The organism is Pseudoalteromonas sp. MMG005 (assembly GCF_018101015.1).
Lineage (GTDB): Bacteria > Pseudomonadota > Gammaproteobacteria > Enterobacterales > Alteromonadaceae > Pseudoalteromonas > Pseudoalteromonas aurantia.
Genome location: NZ_JAGJEK010000006.1, coordinates 197,160 through 209,320 on the forward strand (window position 1 = coordinate 197,160; position 12,161 = coordinate 209,320).

At 38.8% G+C, this 12,161-nt stretch carries 10 protein-coding genes; 5 read left to right on the forward strand and 5 right to left on the reverse strand.

Features of this window, described 5'->3' with window-relative positions; translation table 11 throughout:
• Window positions 1-217: 217 nt before the first annotated feature.
• Complete coding sequence (locus J8M01_RS24175; RefSeq protein ID WP_282100516.1) at window positions 218-352, reverse strand: hypothetical protein; 135 nt, start codon at window positions 350-352, stop codon at window positions 218-220.
• Between the two features lie 123 nt (window positions 353-475).
• A complete protein-coding gene (locus tag J8M01_RS06810; protein WP_211057464.1) occupies window positions 476-655 on the reverse strand; it encodes a hypothetical protein in 180 nt (59 codons plus the stop codon).
• Between the two features lie 152 nt (window positions 656-807).
• On the opposite strand from J8M01_RS06810, the gene J8M01_RS06815 reads away from it, so the two are divergent.
• The 3 genes from J8M01_RS06815 to J8M01_RS24180 all read left to right on the forward strand — a co-directional run bounded on the left by J8M01_RS06815 (window position 808) and on the right by J8M01_RS24180 (window position 2,327).
• On the forward strand, window positions 808-1,539 hold the full coding sequence (locus tag J8M01_RS06815) for a porin (RefSeq protein ID WP_211057465.1): 732 nt from the start codon (window positions 808-810) through the stop codon (window positions 1,537-1,539).
• Between the two features lie 172 nt (window positions 1,540-1,711).
• Window positions 1,712-1,948, forward strand: a complete 237-nt coding sequence (locus J8M01_RS06820; protein WP_211057466.1) for a hypothetical protein — start codon at window positions 1,712-1,714, stop codon at window positions 1,946-1,948.
• A 244-nt stretch (window positions 1,949-2,192) separates the two neighbouring features.
• A complete protein-coding gene (locus J8M01_RS24180; RefSeq protein WP_282100517.1) occupies window positions 2,193-2,327 on the forward strand; it encodes a hypothetical protein in 135 nt (44 codons plus the stop codon).
• Between the two features lie 892 nt (window positions 2,328-3,219).
• Here the strand turns inward: J8M01_RS24180 and J8M01_RS06825 are convergent.
• Window positions 3,220-4,086: an MBL fold metallo-hydrolase gene (locus J8M01_RS06825; protein WP_211057467.1), complete on the reverse strand. Its 867-nt coding sequence runs from the start codon at window positions 4,084-4,086 to the stop codon at window positions 3,220-3,222.
• A gap of 1,081 nt (window positions 4,087-5,167) precedes the next feature.
• On the reverse strand, window positions 5,168-5,632 hold the full coding sequence (locus tag J8M01_RS06830) for a helix-turn-helix domain-containing protein (protein WP_211057468.1): 465 nt from the start codon (window positions 5,630-5,632) through the stop codon (window positions 5,168-5,170).
• Between the two features lie 731 nt (window positions 5,633-6,363).
• On the opposite strand from J8M01_RS06830, the gene J8M01_RS06835 reads away from it, so the two are divergent.
• Window positions 6,364-7,146, forward strand: coding sequence for a PhzF family phenazine biosynthesis protein (locus tag J8M01_RS06835; protein WP_211057469.1), 783 nt, complete (start codon window positions 6,364-6,366; stop codon window positions 7,144-7,146).
• Window positions 7,147-7,221: 75 nt separating this feature from the next.
• Window positions 7,222-9,177 carry a fibrinogen-like YCDxxxxGGGW domain-containing protein gene (locus tag J8M01_RS06840; protein WP_211057470.1) on the forward strand — a complete coding sequence of 652 codons (1,956 nt, stop codon included), beginning with the start codon at window positions 7,222-7,224 and terminating at the stop codon, window positions 9,175-9,177.
• 162 nt (window positions 9,178-9,339) lie between these two features.
• Here the strand turns inward: J8M01_RS06840 and J8M01_RS06845 are convergent, their stop codons facing one another.
• Window positions 9,340-11,937: an ExeM/NucH family extracellular endonuclease gene (locus J8M01_RS06845; protein ID WP_211057471.1), complete on the reverse strand. Its 2,598-nt coding sequence runs from the start codon at window positions 11,935-11,937 to the stop codon at window positions 9,340-9,342.
• Window positions 11,938-12,161: the final 224 nt, after the last annotated feature.

A 12,161-nucleotide genomic window follows, 5' to 3' on the forward strand; every position in this document is an offset into this window, starting at 1 on the left:
TCGGCCCTATTCGCTGCTATGTGGCACCGATATATGTGAGGAATATAAGGAATTATGAATCGAAAAAGGGATAACGTACGGGAAAATTCATAAAATAGGGAGGTGAATGTGATTGAATATTACTAAGCTGATAGCAATGATATATACCATGTATCTTTGCATGTGGAGGAAGCTTCCTTTTATATATTAGGGTTAGTTAAACTTTTTCCGCAGGCGACTAATTAGGGTTACCTATTTCACTTTCTTCGACAGATGTACCAGCTTCCATTGCAATTGATTTAGGAAGGTTGTCTCTTGGAGTCATGACTTCTATTAAGAAGTTAGCATCTAGGTTTGCATAAACTACTTCCAATACACGGAGTAACTTACCTAGTTGACTGGCTTTAATGTGTGTGACAATGCAAGAATCGATAAAATTACTTGGTAGTCTAATACAGCCAATACCGCATATCCACTTACAGCCAAAGTGACTAATTTAATAGTTTTTTGGCTTATCCATCTTATCATCTACTAGAAAAGCCTGCTTTGAGGCGGTAATTTTCTCCACTTGATCAATATGCGTTTTTAAATTTATAACCATTTGATTTAAAGTTAGATTTAACGTTTTTATCTCTGAACTGATGTATTTAATCAACACCCGCACCACTTTGTCCATGAACGAGCATTGCTTTTCTCTTGATTATAAATGCAAGTGCATCTATAATTTAAAGGTAAATGCATTTGCATGTATAATGCAAATATAAATGTATACAGCCCTAGGGGTGTATGTTTTAAGTAATTTAAGGTTTAAACAGGGGTTACATAATCATGAAAACATTTCTTCCTTTAGCGTGCGCACTTTTTTGTGCATCAAGTTTCGCAAATTCTGAGCCAAGCTACTTTATTAACTTAACAGCTGGTCATTCTTCTTTTGCGGGAGACAATGCTGTACAACGTGGTACTAACCAAGGTAACACGCCAGTTAATGGCTATGATGTTGATAGCGGCGGCCTTTATGGGCTCGGTGTTGGTTATCGCTTTGGTAACGGGTTTGCTCTACAGCTAGAGTGGCGTACTCGTGAATACGAAACAGATAGCACACCTCAACCAGCCAATCCAGCAGGTGGCTTAGCTGATCAAACCTTCCAAGTACTAGGCAAGAATGAAACTGACACCATCATGCTTAACGCATATTACGAATTCGACATGGCAGCAGAAAACTTCAAACCGTACATTAAAGCTGGTGTAGGTACTGCTAAACATGATGTAAATGCAGAATTAGATATTCAGCCTTGGTTCCAAACTCTCGATTTCTCTACGCTTACTGCTTGTCCAGATAACCCACTGTTTTGCTATCCTAGCAATGACTCAAGCGAATTCGCTTGGTCTATAGGTGCCGGCTTCAATTATCAGTTAACGGAAAATGTCTCTGTTGGTTTAGATTACCAATATATTGACTTTAAAGACTCACAAACAAACCTAGACCCACTTGGTGACCAAGCTGTTTTTCCAGATCTAAAAGCTCATGAGTTCAGTGCAACATTAACTTATACTTTCTAATTGTATAGAAAGTTAGTTAAAAAAGCGGCATTACTTATCAGTGTCGCTTTTGTCGTATTCTGTTTACCTATCGCCAAATTGCGTGGTTAAATATTAACCACTTAAAGGGCATCTCAACAGTATTAGTGGCAGTATTGTCCCTGACATAGCACGGGCTACTTCTAAGCTAGAAATGTATGCTGAATTACCTAAATTTACTCAACCCGGTAACATAGCCATTAGTGAAAATGGTGGTAAGTTTATTAGCATTCATGGCTTTTATGGTAACAAAGTAAAGCTCGCTGAATTAATGGATAATGGCTCAGTAAAACCTTACCCGAATAAAGTATGGGCATGCGCACCAAAAACAGGAAATAACGGCTTACATGACGTTTTAGGCCTAAATGTAGACAAGAATGACATTTTATAGCCGCGGGATGCTTCTCACCCAGACCGCTCAGGAAAGCTGGTAGACTGGATATAAAAAATGAACAGTCAGCCAAAATAATTTACCTACCACAGCCAATCACTGTTGCAAGCTCCTTGTTAAATGATTTGGCAGTTGATACTGATAATAGTTATATCGCCGGCACGGCGGGGCAAGAAGTAGCTATTATCGTCTAACTATTAAATTAGGTCATGCCAGAAGAGTACTACAAAGTGGTACCTTTACAGTGCCTGAAGATATAGACATGGTGATTGAAGGTCGCATCATTATACTGGGAGAGTATCCAGCTCGTTTAGGGGTTAACCCAATAACTATCGATCTAATTAGCCGTGAATCAATTACATCGCTCACTGGTGCTTAATAATGGGAAGGACCGATCTATTGAGACGTATCACATCATGGTATTTGATTCACTCAAAGCGGGTAAAACAGGCCGTTAACTGATCACCTTTTTAACAAACTACATAAAGATGGGAAAAACACTTGAAAGGCATCCGTCGTTCGAGTGTTCCCCGTCCAAAAAATAGCTTATCTAACTCCAAACTATACTTTTTAGGTAGCAGTTGTGCCAGCGCAGATAAATGAATGTAGGAGTCCATATACCTTTTTTAAATCAGCTTTAAAAAGGGAAATAATGACTTAGATTAGCATATTAGGTGAGCTCATATGCAGCTTATATTCATGGTATAAGCTTGGGCAACGTGGTTGCGCTACAGTTCAATATTGACATAAATATGGTGAGTTTATTGAAGTATTTATAAAGGGAACAAACAAAAACATTACTTTGACTTCTTTATTCCTAAGCGTTCAATAAATAACGTTAATCTTTGTTCCGACTGACTAAAAGCCTTTTCCAGTGAATAATAATTAGGCTACTAAAATGCGTTAAATGTCTGTGCTATGGATTCTCTTTAGTTTCAATAAGGAGGAGGGTCATTGTTAGTATCCCTATCAATATTGCAACAGATACCAATGCCATGACTGGCTCAATCTCTTTTTCAGCAACCATACTGTTAAAACTTAGGTTGAGGCCAACTAAAAAAGTCGCTGAACCAAGCTAGTGAGCAAAAAATTAAACTTTAGTCAGTCCAGATTCAAGGTTATTTAGCCATAGTTTATGGCATAAACCATAGATAAATGACAATACGAAGCCCACAAACAGAATATGTGCATGGGTAATAAACTGATTGTGTGCTTTAACAAAGGTAAATCTACATTTGCTTTTGTTAAAGGGAGAAAATAATGTTGTACTACTACCCTCCGTGGAATATTGAAAATACCATACGCTCTACATGTTTAGACAAATCATTGTAGTTACCCAGATCTTTGTGATGTGGTAATTTCACTTGTTGTGGTAGGGAACCAACCGCTTGCATCAACGGGCCATACCCTTTTGACATTGCTTTTAGCAACACAGGTTGAACTTCGTTATATAGGTCGTTATAAAATTGAGCCGCGATTTTTAAATGCTGAGGGTCAAGTTCAGCTGAATGCGAAGTGATTGCATATTTAGGGTTAAAATCAATCAGAGAATTTAGCAAAATACGACTACCAAGAAAATTGGTGTCTGCTATAAACGCACCTTTTGTTATTGCACCAGTTTCGTAAAGGTCTGCTGAATAAACAACGCGCTCTTTAGGTAAATGTACCGCTAGCATTCCCACGCCATCTGCTGCGCCGTAGTGCAACAAATCTACCTGCGTTTCCCCCACAGTTAAGCTGGTTTTATCATCAAGGTAATGATGCACTTTTTTTGGAGCTTGATCTGTCACATCCAAACGAAATACAGGCTCTGTTGCTCTATGGGCGTAAACCTCTGCATGTTTAAACACTTCGGTACCACCTACATGATCATAATGTTCATGAGTCAGTACAATTTTTGTTATTGGTAAAGAGGTTAATTTAGCAACTTCTTCCTTAAGTTCAGCCGCACGACCAGAGTTTGCAGGGTCGGTCAATAACACACCTTTATCACCAATTACTACCAAAGAGTGAACGTGGTATAAAAACATAGAATAAACATTATTTGAGATCTTATTTACACTCACTTCTTGTGAAACGGAATGAGTGCTTAAGAATAACGTAAATATTATAAAAAATGCCGATGTCAGTTTTTTCATTGGGTCGTCCTATAATTAAAGATTTAAAATTAAATATGAATGCATGTGCATCTATATTAAATGCAGGTGCATTCACTGTCAAGTAGCAAGTATGCAGTTGCATCTAAATCTATGTCTGCAGTTGTAGAATTTGCATATGACGCAGGCAATATACAAATTAGCGAAGGTATTACACGCGGTGTAACAATGAGTTAATAAATACCCAATGATTACATGAGCTTGTATAGCCACTTAACTCTGAGACTGCTAATTTTGACAGGTTTAGTTACAGTTAGGTGCTAGATTGAAAGTAAGGCATAACAAATACGGTTATGAGTAGCTTTGAGGTGTTCGAGGAAAAACTGTTATTGCGGGAGCAAAATTATCATCAATGTTTAAGGTGGAATATAAAAATGAGGAATACGCAGAACAAAGCGGTATATATAATGAACTCTTCCGCTCCTTGCTTTATGATACTGGATTACATGAGAGTTATGATTTATTCCCTTAGAAAGAGCAACGCAAGGATTGATCAAAAAACATATTTGTTCCTGTCTAGGGATCGCGTCTTTTATTTGAAGAGTTGCAAGTATTAGATGGATACCCAACTAATCACGCAATAGCAGTGACTCTGTCAGATGACAAAGTTGTTTTCAATGAAAATGGTATCCATAAAGGTGTTTTAAGCTACATAAGGGGCCAACCTATAAACTCCGTAATATAGGAAATGTTCAGGCGTACAGGTAAAGTTTTTAAAGTAGTGAGTGAATATTGAAAATATTGAGTTACTTCAAAAAGGTAGAGTAAATAAAATTATACTTTTTTACCCAGATGTAATAAACGCCTATGACAAAATAGACATACAAAATCACCTCCCTTACGTGCATTCATGTATTCCTATACATGGTAAAGATAACCTTATTTGTCATGGATCACATAAGAATGCTTCTTTACGCTTGGAGAAAAACTTGCAGAGTATAAAAAGTGACTAGATGCAACGGGCTTTAAGTTCACTTTATATAAGTGACTCTGCATATGTTAAATTAGACCACAATTAAAATTTTGTTGTAAAAGGTTCGTATTTCAACGTACTAGTCATTTTTCACTTCGTTTCAACCTCTGTAACACTTCGCTCAAAGAGTTTAGCGAGTATAGAACGAAGTGAATGACATTCCTCCTCAGTGAGCTTATCACCGACACTACTCTGAATTTCTTGAGAATAAACTTGCCACATTTTTTGGCGAGTTTGACTCCCAGACTGTGTGATTGACACTAGGTGTCCTCTACCGTCAACCGAAGAAGGAGATCTTACGATATACCCTGCTTTTTCCATCCGAGCTAACAATCGTGACATGCCATATTGCGGTATTAACATCCCTTGTTCTATTTCAAAAGGTCTGAGGCCTTTACTACCCGCCTTGTCAAGCTCCCAAAGCACGTCATACCACAGAAACAATGGTAGGCCATTTTGCTTGAATACTTTTTCAACATTACTAAGAACGTGCTCTTTTGCTCGAAATAAGGCTATCCAAGCATCAACTGTATGTTCTTCTACATTTTGAGACATTTTTAGTCCAATTCTACATATCTATGTTAAGCACTATACATGCAAGTACATGCAATTTCAAAGGAGAGTGTGGTGTGTTTTTACCTGAAACGGTTACGTGATAAAAGTCAAAATGGGGGGCTGTTGAAAGTTAACTTTATATTACATCTATTATTTATGGTGTTTTATTGTATTTCCAAGCTACAAAGGCCTAGCAGCCAAAGCGATCTGAAATGAAAAAAGTGGAGTAACGTTAACCTTCTAATACTCTTTTTAGTGTTCTAAAAATTGTTTTTGAACGAGATGTGTTACATAGGTCAGATATACCTACATCAATGATTGTTGTCATTACCGATTATGGGTTTGTTCTAGGTTTTATCTTATCATCTAATTTACAGTGGGCCATGATAGGTTCTCATATGGGTAATAGGAGTTAAAATACAGGAACATATAACTCATTGTTGCGAGGTTCTTTGTCTTTTGATGGCGTTTTAGTGGTCTGACTTTATACGTCAGGTGTGCTGTGGGCCACAGGTTGAGGGTGAAAGTAATTAGTGTCAACTAATTTATGTTGTATTTTTGTAAGGTATTGATGATAAAATATAATAAATGCGATATTTACTTCATATCTGAGTTTTGAGCAGTGAGAATAAACCGTTTAAATAGTGAAATCACTAAGGTATAAAATTATCACGTGTTTTCTTTTACCAAAATAAGTATCAAGTACGTTTAAAAACGCCAAGGAGTAAAAAGTGAAATTGCCTATATACCAAGTTGATGCATTTGCGACTCAAGCTTTTGAAGGTAACCCTGCCGCTGTTATACCGTTGACAGATTGGCTAGATGATGTGCTATTACAAAAAATAGCGGAAGAAAATAACCTATCTGAAACGGCTTTTTTCGTTGCCCAAGGGGATAGTTATCAGTTGCGCTGGTTTACACCAATGGAAGAAGTTGATCTGTGTGGTCATGCTACATTGGCCACTGCACATGTATTATTTACACATTTGGGATATTACCGTGAGCAGATTTGCTTTTTAACGCGCAGTGGTCCACTTCACGTTAGCAAGGCAACGGGTGGGTATTCAATGGAGTTCCCTGCGACTATGGTCCACCCAATTGATGCACCTGACGTTTTGTTAAAAGGGCTAGGTAATATGACACCTTGCCAAGTAAGATCTGGGTTTGACTATGTGGTTGTACTCGAGAATGAAGCAGCGGTGAACGCGTTGAACCCAGATTTTAGCGCATGGCAGCAGCTTGACAAACGAGGTGTTGTCGTCACAGCCAAAGGAGACCATGTGGATTTTGTGAGTCGCTGCTTTTTTCCTAAACTACGTGTAAACGAAGATCCTGTAACAGGTTCCGCACACTGTGAATTAGCACCTTTTTGGGCTGAATTCTTCAACAAGACAGAGCTTGTTGGTAAGCAGCTTTCTGCAAGAACAGGTGTTGTTGAGTGCAATGTGAAAGGAGAAAAAGTGGTACTGTCAGGTCAAGCCATCGATTATTTGCAAGGTGAAATTAGCGTTTGATGTCAATGTAAACGCTATGTTTGAGTGCTTTTAGAGTTTTAGTACACAATAAGACGAATGTTAATAAGGATAAAGATGTTAAAGAAATGTATGTTACTTGGTGCGATGTTTGCTGGCACTTGTACTGGTATGGAATACTCAGTAGGCACGATTGAAGTAACAGATCAAGCATACCAGCTTGCTATTAATGAAATTAGTGAGCCAATCCTTATTATGGGGGCGCCTTCTTATAGAGACAAAGAAGCGGGAGTCATAAGTGTTCAGAAAACATCCAGTCATAATTTCTCTGTAAAGTTTAGAGAATGGAGTACGGCAAATGAACATCATGATACAGAGACCGTACCTTATTTAGTTATAGGCCAAGGGCGCTATACATTAGGTGATGGCACAATACTGGAAGCGGGGACGCTGAATTTAACAAATAAGAATAAGCTACTGGTGTTTCAAGAAGAGTTCCCTCAAGTTCCAAAGCTATTTTTGAGTGCCACGAGCAATAACTCAGCCCATGCATTTAATGTCAGGACGTCAGATTTAACCAGGCAGAGTTATAAAATTACATTAGATTATGCAGAGAATGTTAGTACTAACTTTACTGCGGAATCTGTTAATTACTTAGCCGTTTATTCACCATCAAGTAATGTAACTATGCCTAATGGAGAGTCACTGATTGTAAAAACTGAGCTGTTAAATCACAGTGGCACAAGGATTAACGACAGTCGATTATTTATTCACGAAGAGCGTACCGCTGACAGCGAAGTGACACATGTAAATGAATCGGTCAGTATTTTAGATTTTGAAGGTAAGATATTTGCGACCAGCAACACGGCATACGGTGGAGATACTTTTAGTTTTAGAAATGAAAACTTGTACCCTGGGCTTACGTTTATCCCTGCGGAAGAAATAGGTACAAATAAAAATATAGCACTAAACAAGACGAATGGACTCAATGACAGCCACTATAGTGCAAGTACGTTCTACCCGGGATATGTACCTGCCAGTGCATTTGATGGCTATGACAGTGCCACTAAGGTGAATGTTGATTCTTTAGGAAAAGTAAGCAATGGTGCTTGGCTTGGTTATCAAAAGAATACTCCTCAATGGTTGCAAGTTGCTTTTACGCAAGTTGCTTACATTTCTGGCTTCAAATTATTTGTTTATGAAGGTGCACGAAAAGGAGGTATGGCGCCTCAGGAAGTAACACTTCAAGTTTCAAATGACAATATAACGTTTGAGGATCACGAAAGCTTTACCTTACAAAATGTCAATCAAAGTGTCGTTACTTTGGATGAACCCGCGTTTGGCCGATACGTTAGGTTGGTTGTTAAATCTAATTATGGTCATAATGCTATCGTGATTGGTGAGTTGGAATATTATGGTAAATTTGTGCAAGGTCACATTGATTTAAGTGAGCCAACACCGCTAGATCCAAATGCCATTACTTGTGCATCAATCTATGCACAAACACCTAATGCGTCAGATGGTATATATTATGTAGAACCCTCAGGCTTACATAAAGATAATGGATTTAATGCTTATTGTGATATGACTAACCTTGATGGAGGCTGGACACTGGTCGCCAATCATAAGGATGCACAAGACACTCTCGTTACCAAACACTTAGTGGAACCGACTGAGTTAGGTGTGTTTACAGATGATAAATGGCAGAGTATTTTGACGTCAATGCAAGTCGGTATTATGACCATTGATGAGAATAACAAGGTTGCTTTCATTAATAAGAAAAAACTGCAGCGTAGCTTGTGCGTAAAAATTAGTGATGTTTCTAGTTTAAGTTATCCCGTGGTGCCTTACGATACTGCATATTTATGGCATGATGAAGTAAGTGGTTGCAGCAGTACAGGGCTTGACTATTCTTACATTTCATTGAGTACTAAACATACCTCTAGAGCCGATGCTTACCTTACTGTTGGTGCATCGTTATACCAGCACAGCACTAAATTTGATATTTGGCCTTATTTAGACACGCGATACAGTGGTGCAGAGCAAGACCAGCTGCGTATTTATGTAAAATAAGTGAGTAGATGATTGGTGTTAAAGTTGATGAGGTTTTAGTGCTGTAGGGTGTCACCTTTTATCAGATAACAGTAGAAGCTGGGTTTAAGTAACCCAGCTTTTTTTATTGCAGTGTGGATATCTTATAGCGATTATTTAACACAACCCCTAATACAACTGATATTATTTCGTTGCTTTATATTTTAGTGTGACATTTTGATAGGGGAATATGCCGCGAATACCAAAGTGCCACGTACCGCTTTGGGCATTGGTTAAGGTACATTGTTCATTGCTGCCCCAAAGATATGGACGACAATCAAAGCTGAGAAAATAAGGCTTTTTATTATGTCGAACATACAAGTCGGCTTCACCTTGTCCCTCAATATTCACTTCTAAAGTATTATACCCTTCAGGAAGTTCAATAGAAAAACGTTGCCACCATAACCAGCCATTGATATCTGTAAATTCTCCTTCAATGATATCTTGGGCAGGCGTCGTATTAAGTTCAATCACAATGGGATCGTGATCTGAAGAGCGATAAGCATGCTCTGAATACAAACTTGCCTTGTGCTTATCAGATTTATACTCAGTGTTATAGTCAAGTGCAGCTGGTTCATCTGCATTAATATGCCAATCAGATACGGCTATGACTTTATTCATAAGCTCTGTACTGGCAAAGGCATGGTCAAGGCTTCCAATGCGTCCTTTATATACATATGAATAGTCAGCTGTATTGCCATTTAACTGTTGTTTGATATTGGTATATCCTTGCTCAGTGAAGGTACGAATAGGATCTTCTTGGGCATAGGCATTAATATCACCTAAGATCAATGTATCAGGATCAGATATGCCCGTTGGTTCAGTTGAAACCCACGCTGAGAGTGCTTTTACTGCATTGATACGAGTAAGGTTCCAGCAACCTTGCCCATCATTTTGGTCTTGATCTAACCCTTCAGCACGGCTACAGCTCCCTTTGGATCTTAAATGTGTAATAACCACATTGAACGCTTCTTGACTGGCCAGCGACTCAAAAGTTTGCATGACAGGTGGACGGTTCCCGTAATCAAATGGTTCGGCTTCAGTAAATGACGGATTACCTATTTCTTTGACTTTATTACTTCGGTATATGAGTGCCGACATAATGGCATCGCCACCGACTTGTGCGGTGTTCAAATTGACATAAGCATATTGATTGGTGCTATCTTGTGCATTTAATGAAGAGGTTAAATCGGCCAGTGCACTGAGTTCATCAAAACCATCGTTCTCCATTTCTAAAATACCGATGATATCGGCATCTAGATCAAGCATAGCAGTGATTATTTTGGCTTTTTGACGGTCAAATTCTTCTTGAGTGTCGGCCCCTCTGGGCGTTGGAAATCCGCCACCTTGGCCGTCACCGTTAAAGTAATTTAAGACGTTAAAACTGGCAATACGCAAATCTCCCCGCTCGGCTACATGAGGAGCTTCAGTACGGAGATTCTGTTGTATAAAGCTCGGTTGCTGTACTGGGTGAATACGATACTGCCCGTACCCAAAGCCTAATACGCCTTGAATATTGTTGACTTTATCTCCTAGCCTCATAGTATTGTAAGCATCAAGCTCTGGAGTTGGATAGGGGATCACTTCTGGATTTTGAGTTGAAATACCATCATCGAGGGTCAGCTCTTTTTGCTTATTTTGTACTTCTAATGCATTAGCTGGCTCACCGGGTAGGGCGAGTTGAGTTGCTTGATACAGTCGCTCACTGGCGAGCTTCACTTCACCATAACGTTTTAAACCATATGTATCATTTACAATGAGTTCATTGGTCACATTAACCAACATACCTTCGTATGCTTCTAGGCTTGGAAGTACTGGCATGGTGATATCCGTTGAAGATACCGGTGCTGTGCCACAATTGGTAATACCATTGACAGAATTAATTTGAGTTTGTCCGTACTCTTCGTGCACTTTCCCTGAAAGTTTGATTACATCTCCAGCAGTCACAGTGGAGCCTGTATAGGCTACAAATATTCCTTCTGAAGTGAGAGGATCATTATCATACTGAGTGGTTTCTTCTTGTATGAAAAAACCTTTGAGTTGGTCGTCCCCTTGCAGTGCTGTTGTAACAACACCCTGTATCTCAACATATTCTCCTAATAATGGGCTCTCATCGATGTTACCTTGAATTGTACTTATGAGTACATTGTTTTCGTTACAAGTGAGCGTCGGCGGTTCTGGTGGTTGTTCATTGTTATGTTTGCCAATATTAGAAAAGTCATCTTTTGCCAATGCTGTCCATTGTTCAGAAGGAATAAACGCGTCGCTATCGTCACTATCACCTTGTGAAATACTGCTAATGCGTATTAAAGTGCGATCTTTAGTGCTCACACCTGAATCAGACCAGCTACTACCAGGATCAACCCCTTTTTGGCCTAAGCTATCGATTGTATTACCTGCATTACTCAGTATTACGGCATCATCACCATTGTACCAACTGCCACCTGAGAGTAGTTGTGCTTTATTCGCAAGTTCTGCCGTTGCGCTAGTGTGTGCAATAACAAAGGTGGTATTTGCTGCTATGGAGCCTTCAAGGTTGATGGTTCTGCCTGCGGTCGTTTTACCATTGAAGTAATAAGAGAGTGCATAACCGTCTAAGTTAATGGTATCTGTGCCAGTATTATAAAGCTCAATAGCCTTATTATTACTACTGCCTTCTATATATTCAGAGATAATGAGTTGTGCATGTGCTGGTACGCATACTGCTGAAATGAGTGATGCTAAAATCGCTTTTTTAAACATTTTCTTATTGTTCCCGTGTTAGATTTATTATTTTGAATAGAAAATTTAGCGTAGATATTCTACTTTAATTTTGTTTCTAAAATGTGTCAAATGTTTTTATTTTGTTGTATTTTTGGTTGGGCGTCTTGTTTTTTAGCATGGGATTAGAAACGTTTGGTCGGGCTGTGTTGGTATAGTCGCTACCTGATAAGGTTGGTATGTATGGATTAGAGTGAAATTGCAGG

Excerpts from the sequence above, each read along its gene's own strand:
- J8M01_RS06845 (WP_211057471.1), bottom strand. The coding sequence starts at position 11,937 with ATGTTTAAAAAAGCGATTTTAGCATCACTCATTTCAGCAGTATGCGTA.
- J8M01_RS06815 (WP_211057465.1), top strand. The coding sequence starts at position 808 with ATGAAAACATTTCTTCCTTTAGCGTGCGCACTTTTTTGTGCATCAAGT.
- J8M01_RS06825 (WP_211057467.1), bottom strand. The coding sequence starts at position 4,086 with ATGAAAAAACTGACATCGGCATTTTTTATAATATTTACGTTATTCTTA.
- J8M01_RS06830 (WP_211057468.1), bottom strand. The coding sequence starts at position 5,632 with ATGTCTCAAAATGTAGAAGAACATACAGTTGATGCTTGGATAGCCTTA.
- J8M01_RS06820 (WP_211057466.1), top strand. The coding sequence starts at position 1,712 with ATGTATGCTGAATTACCTAAATTTACTCAACCCGGTAACATAGCCATT.
- J8M01_RS06810 (WP_211057464.1), bottom strand. The coding sequence starts at position 655 with ATGGACAAAGTGGTGCGGGTGTTGATTAAATACATCAGTTCAGAGATA.
- J8M01_RS06840 (WP_211057470.1), top strand. The coding sequence starts at position 7,222 with ATGTTAAAGAAATGTATGTTACTTGGTGCGATGTTTGCTGGCACTTGT.